The organism is Erythrobacter litoralis, assembly GCF_001719165.1.
GTDB lineage: Bacteria > Pseudomonadota > Alphaproteobacteria > Sphingomonadales > Sphingomonadaceae > Erythrobacter > Erythrobacter litoralis.
The window spans coordinates 1,213,580-1,231,247 of the sequence record NZ_CP017057.1 but is presented as its reverse complement, the minus strand read 5'-3'; the positions used below and the strand labels follow the sequence as shown (position 1 = coordinate 1,231,247).

At 61.4% G+C, this 17,668-nt stretch carries 14 protein-coding genes and 1 tRNA gene; 10 read left to right on the top strand and 5 right to left on the bottom strand.

Annotation, left to right across the window (positions count from 1 at the left end; all coding sequences use genetic code 11):
• Positions 1-116 precede the first annotated feature (116 nt).
• The 3 genes from Ga0102493_RS05755 (at position 117) to Ga0102493_RS16605 (ending at position 1,587) form a co-directional block, all read left to right on the top strand.
• Positions 117-830 carry a pirin family protein gene (locus Ga0102493_RS05755; RefSeq protein ID WP_034903821.1) on the top strand — a complete coding sequence of 238 codons (714 nt, stop codon included), beginning with the start codon at positions 117-119 and terminating at the stop codon, positions 828-830.
• 75 nt (positions 831-905) lie between these two features.
• Positions 906-1,499, top strand: a complete 594-nt coding sequence (locus tag Ga0102493_RS05750) for an FMN-dependent NADH-azoreductase (RefSeq protein ID WP_034903822.1) — start codon at positions 906-908, stop codon at positions 1,497-1,499.
• Positions 1,492-1,587 carry a hypothetical protein gene (locus tag Ga0102493_RS16605; RefSeq protein ID WP_150132516.1) on the top strand — a complete coding sequence of 32 codons (96 nt, stop codon included), beginning with the start codon at positions 1,492-1,494 and terminating at the stop codon, positions 1,585-1,587. Before Ga0102493_RS05750 ends, Ga0102493_RS16605 begins: the two co-directional genes overlap by 8 nt.
• Here the strand turns inward: Ga0102493_RS16605 and Ga0102493_RS05745 are convergent.
• The 3 genes from Ga0102493_RS05745 to Ga0102493_RS05735 form a co-directional block, all read right to left on the bottom strand.
• A complete protein-coding gene (locus tag Ga0102493_RS05745; protein ID WP_069297471.1) occupies positions 1,584-2,948 on the bottom strand; it encodes an MFS transporter in 1,365 nt (454 codons plus the stop codon). The genes Ga0102493_RS16605 and Ga0102493_RS05745 overlap by 4 nt on opposite strands.
• Positions 2,949-3,039: 91 nt before the next feature.
• On the bottom strand, positions 3,040-3,888 hold the full coding sequence (locus Ga0102493_RS05740; RefSeq protein ID WP_236922308.1) for a DMT family transporter: 849 nt from the start codon (positions 3,886-3,888) through the stop codon (positions 3,040-3,042).
• 57 nt (positions 3,889-3,945) lie between these two features.
• Complete coding sequence (locus Ga0102493_RS05735) at positions 3,946-6,024, bottom strand: NAD(+) synthase (protein WP_034903833.1); 2,079 nt, start codon at positions 6,022-6,024, stop codon at positions 3,946-3,948.
• A gap of 207 nt (positions 6,025-6,231) precedes the next feature.
• On the opposite strand from Ga0102493_RS05735, the gene yghU reads away from it, so the two are divergent.
• The 7 genes from yghU to Ga0102493_RS05700 all read left to right on the top strand — a co-directional run bounded on the left by yghU (position 6,232) and on the right by Ga0102493_RS05700 (position 15,314).
• Positions 6,232-7,098: a glutathione-dependent disulfide-bond oxidoreductase gene (gene yghU, locus Ga0102493_RS05730; protein ID WP_034903834.1), complete on the top strand. Its 867-nt coding sequence runs from the start codon at positions 6,232-6,234 to the stop codon at positions 7,096-7,098.
• Between the two features lie 50 nt (positions 7,099-7,148).
• A tRNA-Gln gene (locus Ga0102493_RS05725) sits at positions 7,149-7,223 on the top strand.
• A gap of 298 nt (positions 7,224-7,521) precedes the next feature.
• Positions 7,522-7,707 (top strand): hypothetical protein, encoded by a 186-nt coding sequence (locus tag Ga0102493_RS15905; RefSeq protein WP_069297470.1) that lies wholly within the window; start codon positions 7,522-7,524, stop codon positions 7,705-7,707.
• A gap of 703 nt (positions 7,708-8,410) precedes the next feature.
• The gene (locus tag Ga0102493_RS05715) at positions 8,411-9,466 is read left to right on the top strand and encodes an HD-GYP domain-containing protein (RefSeq protein WP_051697973.1); all 1,056 of its coding nucleotides are present in this window, start codon (positions 8,411-8,413) and stop codon (positions 9,464-9,466) included.
• A gap of 485 nt (positions 9,467-9,951) precedes the next feature.
• Positions 9,952-11,487, top strand: coding sequence for a DUF1800 domain-containing protein (locus Ga0102493_RS05710; protein WP_236922306.1), 1,536 nt, complete (start codon positions 9,952-9,954; stop codon positions 11,485-11,487).
• 12 nt (positions 11,488-11,499) lie between these two features.
• The gene (locus tag Ga0102493_RS05705; RefSeq protein WP_034903836.1) at positions 11,500-12,933 is read left to right on the top strand and encodes a DUF1501 domain-containing protein; all 1,434 of its coding nucleotides are present in this window, start codon (positions 11,500-11,502) and stop codon (positions 12,931-12,933) included.
• Between the two features lie 389 nt (positions 12,934-13,322).
• Positions 13,323-15,314, top strand: a complete 1,992-nt coding sequence (locus Ga0102493_RS05700; RefSeq protein ID WP_034903837.1) for a putative bifunctional diguanylate cyclase/phosphodiesterase — start codon at positions 13,323-13,325, stop codon at positions 15,312-15,314.
• 480 nt (positions 15,315-15,794) lie between these two features.
• Here Ga0102493_RS05700 and Ga0102493_RS05695 read toward each other — a convergent pair whose 3' ends face one another.
• Together Ga0102493_RS05695 and Ga0102493_RS05690 are read right to left on the bottom strand one after the other, a co-directional pair.
• Positions 15,795-16,559 (bottom strand): SDR family NAD(P)-dependent oxidoreductase, encoded by a 765-nt coding sequence (locus Ga0102493_RS05695; protein ID WP_034903838.1) that lies wholly within the window; start codon positions 16,557-16,559, stop codon positions 15,795-15,797.
• Positions 16,560-16,638: 79 nt separating this feature from the next.
• A complete protein-coding gene (locus Ga0102493_RS05690; protein ID WP_034903839.1) occupies positions 16,639-17,595 on the bottom strand; it encodes an NAD(P)/FAD-dependent oxidoreductase in 957 nt (318 codons plus the stop codon).
• Positions 17,596-17,668 lie beyond the last annotated feature (73 nt).

Sequence of the window (17,668 nt, the reverse complement as noted above, 5' to 3'; positions counted from 1 at the left end):
TTTTCCGAACATCTTTGCAAGTTTTATCGCACTTATCCGTCTGAACCGATCCCCCTATCTGCCGTTCCAACAGGCGAGCCCTCACCCCGGGCCCGCCGCGAACAGGAGAATGAGCAATGATCGAACTGCGCCCCTTCGAAAGCCTCGGCGCGGCCAATCACGGCTGGCTCGATGCACACCACCACTTTTCCTTCGCCGGCTATCACGACCCGGCGCGCGTCCACTGGGGAGCCTTGCGTGTCTGGAACGACGACGCGATCGCCCCCGGGACCGGCTTTCCCACCCACCCGCACAACGACATGGAAATCATCACCTATGTCCGCAAAGGCGCGATCACGCACCGCGATTCGATGGGCAATGAAGGCCGCACCGAAGCGGGCGACGTGCAGGTGATGAGCGCCGGGACCGGCGTGCGCCACTCCGAATACAACCTCGAAGAGACCGAGACGACGCTGTTCCAGATCTGGATTATCCCCGACACCCGTGGGGGAGAACCCGGCTGGGGCGCGCGGCAGTTTCCCAGGGGCGAACGCAGCGGCGCCTTCGTTCCGCTTGCGAGCGGGATGGAAGGCGACGGCGACAAGGCTCAGGGGGCCCTGCCGATCCGCGCCGATGCCCGCGTGCTGGGGGCGACGGTGAAGGCGGGTGACTGCGTCACCTACCGCCCCCGCTCGGCCGGGCGCCATCTCTACCTCGTCCCTGCCACCGGCAAGGTGCGGGTCGGGGACGTCGAGGCGAAGGCGCGCGACGGCATCGCGATCACCGCGATGGACGAAGTGAGCGTCACTGCGCTTGAGGATGCCGAACTCGTGCTCGTCGACGCGGCCTGACATTCCCACGGAGCCGGCCGGTCCCCCGCGGCCGGCTCCACCCCTCCATCCATTTTCCGGCAAAGGAGCCATCAAATGAGGAATATCCTGCACATCAAGGCCAGCATTCGCGGCGATGAAAGCATCTCGAACCAGCTCGGCGACCGGATCGTCGCCGGGCTTCGCGAAAAGGGCGACAGCCGCCTCGCCATCCGCGACCTCGCCGCCGAGGAATTGCCCTTCGTCAGTGCGGAGCGCTTCGCCGCGAACCTTGCCCCCGCCGACGAACGCACCGCCGGGCAGGCCGAACTGGCAGCGATCTCGGACCGGCTGATCGAGGAACTCGAGAACGCAGACACGATCGTGATATCGACCCCGGTCTACAATTTCGGCGTGCCGGCGAGCCTCAAGGCCTGGGCCGATCTCGTCGCGCGCGCCGGGCAGACCTTCAAATATACAGAGAACGGCCCCGTCGGCCTGCTGACCGGCAGGAAGGCCTATATCGCCGCCGCATCGGGCGGGACCAAGATCGGCAGCGAGATCGACTTCATGAGCCCGTGGCTGACCTTCTTCCTGGGTTTTCTCGGCATCACCGAAGTCGAAATCGTCGCCGCCGACGGGATCATGGGCGCAGACGGCGAAGCGGTGATCGCCGCCGCGCAGGAACAGGCAGAACGCATCGCTGCGTAATTCAGGGCTGCGTAACTCAGGGCTGCGTAATTCAGGGCTGCGTAACTCAGGGCTGCGTAACTCAGGGCTGCGTGATCCCCCGACCTAGCCGCGCCGTTCCCTCGGGACCGGCGCGGCGCTGTCGAACACCATCGCCGCCTCCGCCTGGCGGGCGTAATATTCCGGGCGGCGCGGATACCGGACCGCCAGCAGCAGCGCGAGAGCCACCGCGCAGCCCGCGCCCACGACGAGAAAGATCGAGGACAGACCGCCCATCGCGTCGGTGCGGCCCAGCATGAACGCGCCGAAGGATATGCCGAAATTCGACACCGCCATGTAGATCGTGAACTGGGTCGCCGCCACGCTCGGATCGCACAGCCGCATCGAAATCGGCAGGAGCGCCACCGTCAGCAGCAGGTCGAGCGAGACCCAGCCGATGACAAAGGCGGTGAATACGGCCGGATTGCCCCACAGACTTTGTGAGAAATACATCGCCGCCAGACCCGCAAGCTGGACGCACAGCCAGACGATCCCGATCCGCTTCGCCCCGAACCTGTCGCCGAGCCAGCCGCCCAGCGTCATCGCCAGCACGCCTCCGACAAGTCCCGCCATGGCCGTCAGGCTGGAAATCGCGCTCGTGTCCCATCCGGCGTAATTCGCACCGATCAGCGGCGTCGCCCCGGTCATCCCGCCATAAAGGATGCCGCGGCCGAACAGGACAGGCAGCCAGAGCAGGCTGACGAGCTTCGTCAGCGATCCGAAGGTCGATTTGAGCAGCGGGCCCCAGGCCTCGAGCTGGATCGCGAGATTTCGCTCATGCGAGCGCCCCTCGCTCCACGGCAGGCGCTGTTCCCCCTCGCGTTCGGCGAACGCGGCGATGTAGCCGCACAGCGCGGCAATCAGCGCGGCGATCACCATGAAGGCGGCGGGCGCGCCGTAATCCTCGATCACGAAACCGCAGATCGCAGCCGCAGCGGCGATCCCGATCGCCTGCCCGCCGAACATCATCCCCGCACCCCGCGCGCGCTCGTCCTCGCTCATGATGTCGACCGCGAGGCCATCGACGGCCACGTCCTGAAAGGTCGTAGCCATGTTCACGGCAAATCCGATCGCGGCGAGGAAGGCGACGTCGTTCGCCTCGGGCGCGATTCCGGCGGCGACCAGAAGGCTCGCGATCATCACCCCCTGCGCACCGAGCAGCCAGGCTCGCCTGCGGCCCATCGGCAGGTAGGTGTAGCGATCCATGATGAAGCCGTTCACCAGTTTCAGCGACCATGGCAGCGCGGTGAAGCCGGCGACCGTTCCGACATCTCCGGCCGAAGCTCCGTTCACCGCCATCCAGGCGGGGACGGCGAACCAGAACAGCCCGATCGGCATGCCCTGACCGACATAGAGGATGAAGAGAGTGAACAGCCGCAAGGGACGGCTGTGTTCGAGCACCAGCCCGGATGCGGGGTGTGCAGTGTCCATATGTTTCGCCCAACCGCAATTCCGTGCGGTCCGGGCGACCCGATGGGCGGAAGTGTAACGGCCTTGCGGCGGTATGCCAAATCGGGGGCAGCTAGAGCCTCGGGCGCACCAGCAGCGGTTTGAACAGCGCGCGGCTCGGCCTCAGCACGATGATCGCCACCCCGGCGAGCGCCAGCCCCGCGCCCACCAGCAGCCGCCAGCCGATCGCATCGCCCGTCAGCCACGCGCCGAAACCGATCGTGAGCAGCGGGGTGAGCAGCGTGAAGGGCACGATCATGTTCGCGTCATAGCGCTGAAACAGCCGGTAATAGCTCGAATGCGCGCCGACCGAGACGACAAGCCCCGCGAACAGCATGCAGGCCGCCGCCGCGAGCGGTTCGGCAGCGAGCGCGGCCCCCTGCCCGCTTTCCAGCGCGAAGGAGACCGGAAACAGCACGGCGACCGAGGACAGCCCGGCCCACGCCTGCATTTCGACCGCACCGATGCTGAGCCGCTTGAAGAAAACCGAGCCCAGCGCCCCGATCAGGGCCGAGGCAAAGACGAAGGCGAGCCCCCAGCCGCTTTCCAGACCCGATGGCGAACCGATCGCCACCGCCACTCCGATGAAAGTCAGCGCAATGCCGATGCCGCGCCGCCAGCGCACCTGCTCCTTGAGGAACAGGATCGCGAACAGGACGGTGAGCGGCGCGCCCGACAGGCTGACGATCCCGGCGGCGGACGGAGAGGCTGTCTGGAGGCCGATGAAAAGAAGCGCGAAGGACCCGCCGCTGATCGCCAGCCCCACGGCAAGCACGCGCGGCAGCTTTTCCGGCACGCGCCGCAGCAGGGGAGCGAGCGCGAGCACGACCAGCAGCGAACGCAGCGCGGCATAGAACAGCGGCGGCAGCGCAAGGTCATCGACCGCGATCTTCGAGACGACGACATTGAGCGCCCACAGCACGTTGCAGGCGACGAGGATCAGGACAGCGGAAAAAGGCAGCGAACCGGGCAGCTTGCTTCAGTCCCTTGCCGGAAAGGTGTCTTCGGGCAGGCTTTCGCGCAATTCCTCGACCCATACGTCCGCCACCGCATCGGACGGCGCGCGCCAGTCGCCGCGCGGGCTCAATGCACCGCCCGATGACACTTTCGGCCCATTGGGCAGCGCGCTGCGCTTGAACTGCGAGAAGCCGAAGAAGCGCCGCGCGAATTTCTCCAGCCAGTGCGCGATCGTCGCCAGGTCGTATTCGTTGCGGTTGTCTTCGGGGAAGGCGACCGGCCACTCTCCCTCGTTCCGGTCCTTCCACGCATGCCAGGCAAGAAAGGCGATCTTGGAGGGGCGCTGGCCGAAACGCACCGTGTGGTGGAGGAAGAAATCGTTGAGTTCGTAGGGGCCGATCATGTCCTCGGTCGACTGGATCGCGCCGTCCTCGCCCGCGGGCACCAGTTCGGGGCTGATGACGGTGTCGTGCACGGCCTGCAGCACCGCGTTGCATTCGCCGAGGAACTGCTCGGTCTGGATCGTCCAGCGGATGAGATATCGGATCAGCGTCTTGGGCACGCCCGCATTGACCCCGTAATGGCTCATCTGGTCGCCCACGCCATAGGTGCACCAGCCCAGCGCCAGTTCGGACAGGTCGCCCGTCCCGATCACGAAACCGCCATGCAGCCCTGCAAGGCGGAAGAGATAATCGGTCCTCAGGCCCGCCTGCACGTTCTCGAAGGTGACGTCGTAATGCGCCTCGCCGTCCGCAAAGGGGTGGCCCATGTCCTCAAGCATACGCTGCGCGGCGGGGCGGATGTCGATTTCCTCCGCCGTGATGCCGAAACTCTCCATCAGCTTCCAGGCATTGGCCTTGGTCTCTTCCGAAGTGGCGAAGCCGGGCATGGTGTAGCCGCGGATAGTGGTCCGCGGCAGGCCCAGCCGGTCGCACGCCTTGGCCGCGACGATCAGCGCGTGGGTGCTGTCGAGCCCGCCCGAAATGCCGATGACGAGGCTCTTCGCCCTGGTCGCCTGGATCCGCCGCATCAGCGCATCGACCTGGATGTTGAAGGCCTCGTAGCAATCCTCGTCCAGCGTCTTGGGATTGTTCGGCACGAAGGGAAAACGCCGCACCGGTCGGATAAGGCCGACATCGCCCTCGCTATAGGCATGCTCGAACACGATCCGGCGATAACGGTCCTCGGGCCGGCCATGCGCCTCGGCGGCATCGGCAAAGGTCTGGTTGCGCATCCGCTCGAGCGCGATGCGATCGGTGTCGACATCGACGACGCACAGCGCCGGTTCGAGATCGAAGCGCACGCTTTCGGTGAGCAGGTCGCCCAGTTCGTAGACCACCCCCTGCCCGTCCCAGGCGAGGTCGGTCGTGCTCTCCCCGTGCCCGCTTGCCGAATAGACATAGGCACAGATCGCGCGGCTCGACGACGAACGACAGTGGAGGTGTCGGTCGTCCGCCCGCCCGATCGTTATGGGAGAGGCGGACAGGTTGCACAGGATATGCGCCCCGGCGAGCGCGGCCATGTTGCCCGGCGGCAGCGGGGCCCAGTAATCCTCGCAGATCTCGACGCCGAACGTGAAACCGGGAAGGTTCGCCGCGCCAAAGACAAGATCGGTCCCGAACGGCACTTCCTCCCCGTTCACCGCGATCCACATGTCCTCGCAGCCGCGGCCATGCGCGAAATAGCGTTTTTCGTAGAATTCGCGGTAACTGGGCAGGTAGCTCTTGGGAATAACGCCGAGCAGTTCGCCCCCCGCGATGACGAGCGCGCAATTGTATATCTTGTCCCCTCGCCTCAGAGGCGCGCCGAGCACAAGGACGGGGGTGAAATCGTCCGATGCCTCGACCACTTCGGCGACCGCCTGCTCCACCCTTTCGAGCATGGCCTGCTGGAGGTGCAGGTCGTCTATCGCATAGGAAGACAGCGTGAGTTCGGGATAGACCACTAGGTCGACATTGGCTTCGTGCGCGCGCGCCGCCTCGGCCAGCACGCCGGCGGTATTGAAGGCGACGTCGGCGGTGCGTGTCGCAGGCGTTGCGGTCGCCACCCGGACGAGGCCGTGGGCATGCATGTCGAAGAAAGGATGCGTCGTGTCTGCCATGGTGGCGGTATCGTCCTTCGCCTGTTGCGGCCTCTTGCCTTGGCTCCTAGCCGCTCTCGCGCGCTCTTCCTAGGGATTGCGGGTGAAAGCGGTTCTATCCCCGCCCACAGGAAAGCCATGCGCCGAGGTGCTTGCGCTTGAAGAGACGCTGCGCCACTTGGAGCGGCGACAAATGGGCCCTGCCCGGCGCCGAAGGAGATGCGAGACATGGCCGACCCCACCTACACCCCGCCCAAGGTCTGGAGCCCGGACACCGTTTCTGGCGGACGCTTCGCCAGCATCAACCGCCCGACCGCCGGAGCGCGCGAGGAAAAGGACCTGCCCCAGGGCGAACATCCCTTCCAGCTCCACTCGCTCGCAACGCCCAACGGGGTGAAGGTGACGATCATGCTCGAGGAATTGCTCGAGAAAGGCCATGCGGGCGCGGAATACGACGCCTACACGATTAATATCGGCGACGGCGAACAGTTCACCAGCGGCTTCGTCGAGATCAATCCCAATTCCAAGATCCCCGCGCTCGTCGACCGCAGCGGGCCGGAGCCCTTCCGCGTGTTCGAAAGCGGCGCGATCCTCGTCCATCTCGCGGAGAAGTTCGGCGAATTCCTGCCGAGCGACCCGGCGAGCCGCGCCGAGGTTATGTCCTGGGTGTTCTGGCAGGTCGGCACCGGTCCCTTCATCGGCGGCGGCTTCGGCCATTTCTACGCCTATGCGCCGGAGAAATACGAATACCCGATCAACCGCTACGCGATGGAAGCGAAGCGCATCTTCGATGTGGCGGACAAGCGGCTCGCCGAAACGCGCTATCTCGGCGGCGAGGGCTACACGATCGCCGACATGGCAAACTGGCCGTGGCTTGCGCCCTTCGTGGCGGGGCAGATCTACAATGACGCGAAGACCTTCCTCGCGATCGACGAATACGAACATGTCGCCCGCTGGGCGCGCGAGATCGCCGCGCGTCCTGCGGTGAAGCGCGGGCGGATCGTCAACAAGACCTGGGGCGAGGACGACGAGAAGCTCCTCGAGCGTCATTCAGCAGCCGATTTCGAGGGCAAGAAACTCGACTGGAGCTTCTGAAGCGCCCCCTTCACATTCGGGAACAAGGCGCTATAGAGCGCCGCTCCTGCTGGGGTGTAGCCAAGCGGTAAGGCAGCGGTTTTTGGTACCGCCATGCGCAGGTTCGAATCCTGCCACCCCAGCCACCCTTCCTTTCCTGTCATCTTTCAATATCTTCCAGGGCGTTTGGTTGGCGCCGGGGGGGCGGTTTCTCCACAGAAACGGCTGCTTAGCTCCATCGCCCGCAGTTCCCGAAAGCCGTCGTAGCCGCCACGTCCCATGGGGTCTCTTTCCGAATTTCAGCTATACGGCTTTCAGGAGCCGTCATAGCCTTTTTTATGACTGCAAGTGATTAGTTTACCGACAAAAAATTGCGAAGACCCCGGTTGCGGCTTGGCGTTGATCGAGGCGGGTGGCCACCCGCCACCGCATGAACGGGTGCCGATGGCTACCGCGATGCTGCGGCTCGATCCCGAAACCAACTGGATGTATCGCGCGAAGCCTAGGAAGGCTCGACGCGGCCTGCGCGACGGAAAGAGTTTTGTCCCTCGCGGCAAGATGCTCGGTGGGTCCTTAAGAATGAGCTACATGGCCTATGTCTGCGGCCACCCAGGCGATTTTTACAAGTGAAGTCAATGGGTACAGCCAGCTGCTCTTACAGACAACGACGAAAAAAGGCCGCTGTAGCAGCACCTACCACGCTCTTGTCGAAGACGAGCCCGGAGCGCGCGCGATCGAGACGACCCATTCTCGCGCGCATCGCTACAAACGCGCAAGAAGGTCCGATCAGCGTTGCTGCGCCTTCGTCTTTTCCAGTTCTCGGCTAGCCTTCACGGTTTTACAGAGGCCAAAGGCCGGACCCGACCCGAAAATAATGAGATTGCGAAGAAACGTGGATTTACCCTTGCGGTTTCTAAGCCTTTTCTTGTGCACAAGCCGCGTATCGGCGCCGACGCAATGTGAGCCCTAGGGTCAGTCTTGCAACGATTCAAATACGACTATTAAATAGCTAATTCTAAGTCGGGCTCTCGCGCCGCAAGGCACGCCGGAACAATGAGCCAGACAGAGATCGCCTCCAGGAACGTATTTGAGAGTTTCTGAAGCCCGTGCGCGGGGCTTTCATTCCAGACCGTGATATGTAATCGGTCAGCACTTTGTGTTTTCCAACTTAAAACAACATAAATGCTAACAAGATATAAAATTTCATCTACGTACTTCCACGCGAAGTCGTCGCAATAATTTAGAATGGATCAGAAGCAAGCCTCTGATAAAGCAATCCTGTTCTATCAGACGGAAGTTCTTCCCGGCACTAGTTCCCCGAGGCAACAGCAAAATGATCCAACGCATCTCACCCGATCAAGCACGGCTCGGTATGTTTGTCACGAGCGTCGGCGGCTCGTGGCTCAGCCATCCCTTCTGGCGGTCCCGTTTCAAACTCACCTCGCAGCGGGAAGTCGATCGGCTCCGCACGAGCAGCGCCGAATTCGTCGAAATCGATACCGACCTAGGGTTTGGCCCGGTTGAGAAAGAAGCCACGCAGCTGAAAAGCGGAAGGGGCCGTGTGGGACGGATCGGAGAAAACGTCGAACGAAGTCTTCCGAGAAAGGCGCTCTCTTTCGCTGCGAACATGAACGCCGAATTCCGGGCTGAACATGCTCGCGCTAACCGCACAGTCGCGCGAGCGAAGAGCGTGGTTTCCGAGATCTTCAGTGCGGCAAGGCTTGGCAAAGACGTTCCCGTGGCTCAAGCGCTTGCGCTTGTTGCGGAAATCAATCGACTGTTCGATCGGGGAGAACACCTGCTGATCGAGATGGTGCGCATGAAAACCGCGGATGAATACACTCATCTGCATTCTGTTGCCGTATGCGCCTTGATGCTTAAATTCGCCCGTCACCTTGAGATGACGGAAGCCGAAATCCGGGAATGTGGATTGGCAGGCTTGATGCACGATGTGGGCAAGATGCACATCCCCAGCGCGTTGCTGCACAAGCCTGGAGCTCTCAAGGACGATGAGTTCGAGCTGATCAGGTCACATGTTACTAAGGGTCACTCAATCCTGAAAGGCGTTGCGAGCCTCCCGGCTGGAGCGGTCGAAGTTGCTCATTTGCATCACGAAAGGATAGATGGATCGGGTTACCCATTCGGCCTCAGCGGCGAGCAAATCCCGCAGATCGCGCGAATGGCAGCGATCTGTGATGTCTATGATGCCCTCACTTCAAACCGATCCTACAAGAAGGCTTGGTTGCCTGCGCAGGCGATGCAGGAGATGCTGGCACTGAACAATCACTTCGATGGCGAGCTTACGCAAAAATTTGCAGAGAGCATCGATATCTTCAATTCCCTGCCTCAGTCAGATCAAGACAGCGAGAGACTGGCAAAAGCACGCTAAGTAAGCTTGGCCCGCCGAGGGAAGGTGACGGTTGGATCGAGACCGAGGATAAGAAGCTCTTTAGGACAGCTGAAAATGGGCGCGCCGCCCTTCTTCAAAATTAACCAAAATCAAGAAGAAATTATGAACGAATAATCGCCATCTCAAATAAATCAAATCGGTTTGGGGCCTCTGCAATGTTGACGAACGAGCGCGCGTCCGAGGCAGTCGAAACCGAGCGAGAAGCGCCGGCGAGCGTTTGTGCGAAGGAAGCAGACAATTCAGGCACTCAGGGCGCTGTAACGCTTTCTCGGAACTCTGCCCTGATTGGCACAGCTGCTGCATTGTCGGCGTGCGGCGGCGGGGGAGGCAATTCAAATTCCTCCTCAGCGATAAACTTCGCGCCCCCCACTTCTCTTGCGAGGAAACCCCAATCGGATGCGGAGGCTGCCCGCTTCCTTCTCCAAGCCACTTTCTCGGCTAGTCCCGGTGCCATCAACCAGGTGATGAGCGAAGGATACGAACCGTGGCTTAATCGCGAGATGCGGCAGGCAAACGACTTCACTGCCCAACAATATTTCGAAGCCCGCGGGTTTGATCAGGTCGACGACAACCGGTTCTTCAACGGCACCTCGACCGGCGACTATATGATCTGGTCGCAGCTTCTGAGTGGCGGTAGCGCTGTGCGCAAGCGCTTCGCGCTCGCCCTTTCGGAATTCTTCGTTGTTTCACTCAATGATATCAACCTATCGTGGCGTGGACCAGCAATCGGAGAGTACTGGGACATCCTCAACCGAAATGCGTTCGGCAGTTTTCGTGCGCTGATCGAGGAAATCACTCTCAACCCGGCCATGGGGGTTTACCTGAATACACGCGGCAATCGCCGAGCGGATCCGCGAAGAGGGCGCGTGCCCGACGAGAACTTCGGCCGCGAAATCATGCAGCTGTTCTCGATTGGCCTGTTTGAGCTTAATCAGGACGGCACGCCCCGGCTCAATAGTGGTGAACTGATCGAGACCTACACGAATGACGATGTAACGGAGATCGCCAAGGTCTTCACAGGATACGACCTCGATTATTCGCAAACGACCTTCACACCTGATCCGGGCAATCCAAGCCGCACCATCGCGAGCGTCGATCACGTAAGGCGGCCGATGACGGCTGATCCGAGCAAATGGTCACGATCTCTAAATGACGGGTTTCACGCGACGGAAGAAAAACAATTCCTGGGGCTCACCATACCCGCTGGGACGAGCGCCGAGGAATCTCTTCGGCTCGCGCTTGATCACCTCGTTGACCATCCGAACGTTGGCCCGTTTTTCGCACGCCAGATGATCCAGCGACTGGTCACTAGCAACCCGAGCCCGGGGTACATATCGCGCGTTGCTGCCGTTTTCGCGAACAATGGGCGGGGCCAGCGTGGCGATCTGGGCTCCGTGTTCAAGGCGATCCTTCTCGACGAGGAGGCGCTTGACCCGGCCAAGGTGGCAGATCCCTCCTTCGGCAAGCTTCGCGAGCCAATGCTACGGTTCGTTCAGTTGGCGAGAACCTTCGGCGTGCGATCGGAAAGCGGCAACTTCGAAGTCAGGAATCTTTCAAATCCCGCCAATCAGTTGGGCCAGTCGCCGCTGCGTTCGCCTTCCGTCTTCAATTTCTTTCGCCCCGGATACTTTCCGACTGGATCGCAATCGGCAGCGAACAACCTCCTCGCGCCCGAGTTCCAGCTGGTCAACGAGACATCGGTCGCGGGTTACGTCAATTTTCTCGAGCGAGCCGTTGATACGTCGGCATGGTTTCTCCGCGATCTATCGCTCAGATACTCCGCTGAACTGCCGCTTGCGCATGATGCGGCAGGCCTGGTCGAACATCTCGACCTGGTCCTCACGGCGAACCAGCTTTCCGCCTCGGTCAAGGACACCATTCTCTCCGCGCTGGAGGACATCCCGGTGGAACAGAACAGCCCCGATACCGATAAGTTACGGCGCATTCATGCGGGCGTCGTGCTGGTTATGGCCTCCACCGATTACCTCGTTCAGAAGTAAGGCTGTTCAAGCATGCACATCAGCAGAGAACTCGAGCTTTCCCGCCGCGCCTTCCTTCGGCGTAGCAGCCAGCTTGCTGCTATGGGGGCAGCCTCCTCTTATGCGCTTGACCTTGCGGGTATCGGCGAGGCTGCAGCCTTCTCGTCGTCCGGCGGGTACAAGGCGCTCGTCTGCGTTTTCCTATACGGGGGTAACGATCACGGGAACACACTCATTCCCTTCGATCCGACGAACTATGCTAGGTATGCCGCGATCCGGGGAGGCATCGACGACCAGGGGGGCGGCATCGCGCTTCCCCGTTCCTCGCTTGCCAGTACAGTCCTAATGCCAGCGGGCGGCCAAACGGTGACTGACGACATCACCTATGCTTTGGCCCCGACCATGCCGCGCCTCAAGGCAAGGTTCGACCAAGGGAGCATGGCGCCTATACTCAACGTAGGTCCGCTGCTCGCGCCAATGACAAGAGCGGAGTATGACAACAGGTCAGTGCCGCGGCCTCCAAAGCTCTTTTCCCACAATGACCAGCAATCGACCTGGCAAAGTTCGCAACCTGAAGGCTCGCAGACCGGCTGGGGCGGACGGATGGGCGACCTTGCCCAGTCCGCCAACACCAATGCCATGTTCACTGCCATCAACGCGACGGGGAACGCGGTATTTCTGAGCGGTGAGCAAGCCCTCCCCTATCAGGTCTCTTCCTCGGGCGCGGTGCTATTCAGGCCTTTGGAGCGCGGCCGGTTGTTCCGGTCGGGTGCTGCAACGAGCGCACTCGAAACAATCTTAACGACTGGCTCTGGAAATATCCTCGCGGCCGATTACGCGACCATCAATGACCGGTCGATCAAATTCGGTTCGTTCGTCAACGATGCCCTGGAAAATGCCGCGATCAGCACAGATTTTGGAGACGGCAACCGGCTAGCGGATCAGCTCAAGGCGGTGGCCGGCATGATCGCTGCACGCGGCTCGCTTGGTGTCACTCGGCAGGTCTTCATGGTATCAATGGGGGGCTTCGACAATCATGACGGCCTGATTGGACGGCACGAAGGATTGCTTGCCGAACTCGATTTCGCTCTCGACGCCTTCTATCAAGCGACAATCGAGCTTGGCGTTGCAGACCAGGTCACGACATTCACCGCATCGGACTTCGGGCGCACTCTCGCTTCTAATGGAGATGGCTCCGACCATGGCTGGGGCGGGCATCATTTTGTTCTCGGTGGGAGCGTCAACGGAGGCCGTTTCTATGGCCGGGCGCCCCATGTTTCGGTCGATACGCCGGACCAGGTGGGGCGGGGCCGTTTGCTGCCGACAACGTCCGTGGACGAATATTCCTCGACCCTCGCACTCTGGTTTGGCGTTAGCCCTTCCGATCTACCCTCCATCGCGCCCAACATCGGGCGTTTTGCGTCCAGCGATGTCGGTTTCTTGCGCAGTTCGACAATGCATACCTGATCGCTACGCAAGCACTTTCTGATCTGTTGAAGGATGTACTTGCGAGAAGCGGGCGATGTCACCTTGAAATTCAATTGCGCGGTTCGTCCCGGCTCGAAACCGAAAACACGCTCTGGCAAGTACTGCTGCCTTCGCGCACTCGTTGCTTAGCGACCTTTTGAATTTCTAGCGAAGCGCGGTGATCCCAAAATCGGCCGCAACTTCCTAACGCGCTCGGTCTCTGGGCAATTAGCCCAAGAGCATTTGGCCAGGCTCCAGAGGGCATTTTCGCAGCGAGCCCGCGATTTCGAGCGGCCTCACTACGGTTATCGCTAAACGCGTTAGAAAGAGGGATGAGTCGAGGCTAAAAATTAACGCTTCTTTCGCGGTGCCAGCCCTAGGCATGCGCAATGTTGCGACTGATGGGATTTTTACTACCTACCAGCTCACCTTGGGAGCTGCGCGAGCAGGTGGTGGAGAATTTCAAAAATCTGCGCAAGCAAATCCCGCTCCTATATGCGGCAGCTCTGGTCAATCTGATCGGCTTGCATATCGCAACCGATGGACAGGACCTTACACCCTTCTCTGCGGTGAATTTCCTGACAGCGCTTTTGGCGTGGAGAATGACAGTCTGGATATTCTTTCAGCGCGATTCCGATGACTTCGATGAGATAGCCCCAAAGTTAATCACAACGGTAGTGCTCACTGTTGTCCAGTGTATCGGTTTCTCGATTTGGGCATTGTCACTGATCGATGGGCATCCGGACAAGGCAATTAGCATCGTCCTGTTCAGCATTCTGGCTGCCCTCGGAGCTGCTTATGGCCTCAGTAGCTTTCCCCGGGCAGCAATGGTGCCGTTGACGATCCTTGGGTTGCCCATGGCCATCAGGCTGCTGTTCATAAAGGATGCTGAGACCACAGGCATGGGGATCAGCCTGTTGCTCGTGATCCTGCTGCTGATGCGCCTGTTGCAAACGCATAGCGGCGTGATGGCAGAATTGGTCACAAGCCGGCTAGCTGTCGCGAAGGAGCGAAACCGCGCAATTTCTGCTGAGGTAGCTGCCATCAAGAGAGCTGACGAAGATTCGCTGACCAGGCTCGCCAACAGGTCGAGGATGTTCCGAGAAATCGAGCGCACGATGGTACAAGGGCCACCGGAGGGAGGAGGCAGCCTTGTCGCGATCAGCGATCTCGACGGCTTTAAAGCCGCCAACGATGTCTTTGGTCATGCTGCTGGCGACGCGATCCTTAAGACCTATGCTAGCCGCCTGCGGGAAGCGTTTGGGGATCGAGCCCTTGTCGCGCGGACCGGAGGCGATGAATTCGTCCTGTTTTGGCGCGACGGCCTCACCCGCACCGAAATTGAGGCTATCGGGCACGAGATCTGCAGGCTGGCCAGCGTTCCGATCGATTGGAAGGGGAAGCACCTCCATGTAGGAGCGTCTTGCGGCCTGACAGAAGCTGGCCCCCTGTCAGAGACTGTCAGCGAGTTCCTTCGCCAAGCGGATTCAGCCCTTTACCGGGCGAAAGCCCGCGGAAGAGGTGTCTGGCAAATCTACGATCATGGGTTGCTAGAACTGGACCAGCGCCGAGCTGGTCTGGAGAGAATTCTACTCAACCGCGAAAATTACGGTGAAATGACGGTAGAGTTTCAACCAATCGTTTGCCTCGATACGAATTCGACCGTGTATGCAGAAGCCCTTGCCCGTTGGAATAACCCTGGGTTTGGCTTTATTCCCCCGGACGAATTTATTCCAGTTGCAGAGCAACTTGGCGCGATCACCGAGCTGAATGGGGTTTTGCTGCGAGAAGCGGCAAACCTCGCAAGCTCTTGGCCGGTCGACCTTGGCGTTTCGTTCAACTTAAGCGCGCTGGAGATTAGCGAACGAGGATCCTCGATCCGGCTGCTGGGGCTGATCGAAAGCGCCGGCATCTCGCCAGGACGAATTCAGTTCGAAGTGACCGAAACCGCGTTTCTCGCAGATCTGTCGACGGCCAAGCAAGAGTTGGAGAGGCTCCGGGAAGCTGGCTGCATGATTGCTCTCGATGACTTCGGCTCAGGCCATGCATCTGTATCATATCTTCGTGATCTCGTATTCGACGTCGTTAAGCTCGACGGTTCATTAACGGCCGAGATCGAGTATAGTGACCGCTCGCGTCAGATTCTGCTCGGGCTCATCGACCTCTGTCATGCAACGGGAGCGAAATGCGTCGCCGAGCACGTCGAGACTTTGGAACAGTTGATGCTCATAAAAGCGATGGGCTGCGATTTCGCACAAGGCTATTACCTTGGAAGGCCAGCGCTTGGCATGCCCGATCTTGGCGGACAGCGGATGTCATCGCCGCGAACGTCGACCGTTCCAGCAACGCAAATTGGCGGCTCAAACAACTTGTTAAGGTAGGAACGCTGTAGACTTCGGTACGGCGATAGCATGCAATAGGCGAAAGGTCGCACTCTGTACGAAAGCCCAAGTTGGCTCTCCTTCATTACCGAGGCTCGGTGCTATCGCGCGCAGGAAGCAAGCGCCGCGACATCACGGGGGAGTAATCCGCGCTATCGATCAAGATGTGTTCGAAATGATCGGCGAGCGAAACGAAATCGCCCTCGGGATCGAGTACGACCTGCTGCACTTCACCGGCGCTTCCTCGAGCAGACGGCGCACGGTTTGTGATCTGCCTGAGCCCGAATTGCCCTGCACCGGTGGGCGCGGGGCACGCAATTCCTTGGGATCTATGGGTATGGTCAGCCGGCAGGAATCCCGGCCAATGTCGATTTGCGCTTTATGCTCCCAAGCCTAGGCGCAAAGACGAGAACCGCAAAGGCTATCAGCGAGTTTCGCCACGAAAGGGGATGTGAGCGTGGCCGCGTGTACCGCACCAAGTCACACCGTGCCAGCGACCGTCAGGCACTGTCCGGTCACCCATTCGCCTGAATCGCCGACGAGGTAGAGCACGCAGGCCGCGATATCGCGCGGCGTGCCTAGCCGCCCAGCGGGCAGATTGAGCTGTTCGAGTAGCGGGCCGAAATCCGCATCGGTCATGTCGAGCGCCTTCTTAACCGTATCGGTCGGCACGAAGCCGGGAAGGATCGCGTTCACGCGGATCCTCTTCTCACCGAGCTCGAGCGCGAGCGTCTTGGTGAGCATGTTCACTCCGGCCTTGGCCGCACTATAGTGGCCGCTGCCGGGAAACGGGTCGCGCCCCGCCATGCTGGATGTGTTAACTATGCTGCCGCCCTCGCCCATTTGCTTCACGGCCGCGCGCACGCCGTGAAAGACGGAGGAGAGATTGACCGCTAGCGTCCTTTCCCACTCCTCCGGATCAAGTTCGACGATTGGCGCGGAAACAAGCGATCCTCCGGCATTATTCACCCAGATGTCGAGCCGCCCAAATTCCTCCGCCGCGCGGGCCGCGAGCGCGCTCATCGCATCGGCGCTCGACACGTCGGTGACCTTCGCGATGGCGCGGCCGGGCGCGTCGGAGGCGTTGATCGCGGCGGCCACGCTCTCAATCTGGTCGGCCGAACGTGCCGCGCAAACCACGTTGGCGCCCGCTTCGGCGAGCAGGGTGGCGATCCCCTTGCCGATACCGCGCCCCGATCCGGTGACTACAGCGGACTTGCCCGATAGGTCGAAAAGGTCATGCATTGTCTCTTTCCCCGCAGCTCTCACTCGCGCGGGCTACGCGGCGCAGGGGCTGTGGGTCCACTAGCCTTTTCGCGGCCTCTCAGCCATGGACGAGCACGCTTTTGGCGAGTGCGAGGCCCGATAGGAATGCGCCTTCGACGCGGGGGGAATGCAGCCAGTCGCCCGCGATGCCGATACGCGCCTGCGCGTCATACCGGGCCGCTTCGCCGCCTAGGCTCGCCGGCATGGCGTAGAGCCAGCGATGCGCAGCGAGGTGGAGCGGCCTTGCGGACGCAGCGCCGCTTGTCACGAAAAAATCGGCGAGCAAGCGCTCGGCTACCTCTTCCTTTTCCGCCTCCAGCAATTCGCGGCTGCGGGCTGTGCTTGCATGGATCACCCAGTTCTCCGCACCGGTGCGGCCGGGTTTTGCTGAATTGCGCGCGGCCCAGGCGATCGGGCCATCCTCCCTGCGAAAAGTGTCAGCGGTGATGTCGAGCCTTTCAGCGAAGCCCGCCATTACCGCCCAGCACGGCTCGGAGACCACTTCGCTCGCCAGCCCGGCAAGGTGGGCGGCCGGCTCTGTCAGCAGGTCGACGGCCTGTTCTGCGGGGATCGCGACCAGCACGGTGCGCGCGGCAAAGGCCTCTTCCCCCGCCTCCACCCGCCAAGCATCGCCACCGCGCAGCAGGCTTGTCGCTCGCACCGACCAGCTGACAGACACCTTGCCCGCCATGGCCTTGATAGGGCCGTTCATGCCCGGCGTGCCGACGAAGGCGTCTTCGCCCGCTTCGGGCCAGCGCGCGGCGGCGCCAGCCGCTTCCCAGTCTGCCACGGCCTCGACGAAAACGGGGTCGCGGGCGGTGAAATATTGCGCGCCATGATCGAAGGAAACGGTTTCGCCGCCGATCTCTGCCCGGCGCGCGGCCATGCGCCCGCCGGGGCCGCGGCCCTTGTCGATCAGGGCGACCTCGCGCCCCGCTGCGGCGAGGCGCGTGGCGCAGGCGAGGCCGGCCATGCCGGCGCCGATGACGAGAATGTCGTGGGTGCGCGTGTTCATCCGAGCCCCAACGCGCGGTGCCGCACGGGGTTTCCGGCTTGTGGCACGCAATGCCTTTTCGTCACGGCGCGGA

Bases quoted from the DNA above. Each gene is read 5' to 3' on its own strand.
- Ga0102493_RS05755 (WP_034903821.1), top strand. From the start codon at position 117: ATGATCGAACTGCGCCCCTTCGAAAGCCTCGGCGCGGCCAATCACGGC.
- Ga0102493_RS05750 (WP_034903822.1), top strand. From the start codon at position 906: ATGAGGAATATCCTGCACATCAAGGCCAGCATTCGCGGCGATGAAAGC.
- Ga0102493_RS05745 (WP_069297471.1), bottom strand. From the start codon at position 2,948: ATGGACACTGCACACCCCGCATCCGGGCTGGTGCTCGAACACAGCCGT.
- Ga0102493_RS05735 (WP_034903833.1), bottom strand. From the start codon at position 6,024: ATGGCAGACACGACGCATCCTTTCTTCGACATGCATGCCCACGGCCTC.
- yghU (WP_034903834.1), top strand. From the start codon at position 6,232: ATGGCCGACCCCACCTACACCCCGCCCAAGGTCTGGAGCCCGGACACC.
- Ga0102493_RS15905 (WP_069297470.1), top strand. From the start codon at position 7,522: ATGGCTACCGCGATGCTGCGGCTCGATCCCGAAACCAACTGGATGTAT.
- Ga0102493_RS05715 (WP_051697973.1), top strand. From the start codon at position 8,411: ATGATCCAACGCATCTCACCCGATCAAGCACGGCTCGGTATGTTTGTC.
- Ga0102493_RS05710 (WP_236922306.1), top strand. From the start codon at position 9,952: ATGAGCGAAGGATACGAACCGTGGCTTAATCGCGAGATGCGGCAGGCA.
- Ga0102493_RS05705 (WP_034903836.1), top strand. From the start codon at position 11,500: ATGCACATCAGCAGAGAACTCGAGCTTTCCCGCCGCGCCTTCCTTCGG.
- Ga0102493_RS05700 (WP_034903837.1), top strand. From the start codon at position 13,323: ATGTTGCGACTGATGGGATTTTTACTACCTACCAGCTCACCTTGGGAG.
- Ga0102493_RS05695 (WP_034903838.1), bottom strand. From the start codon at position 16,559: ATGCATGACCTTTTCGACCTATCGGGCAAGTCCGCTGTAGTCACCGGA.
- Ga0102493_RS05690 (WP_034903839.1), bottom strand. From the start codon at position 17,595: ATGAACACGCGCACCCACGACATTCTCGTCATCGGCGCCGGCATGGCC.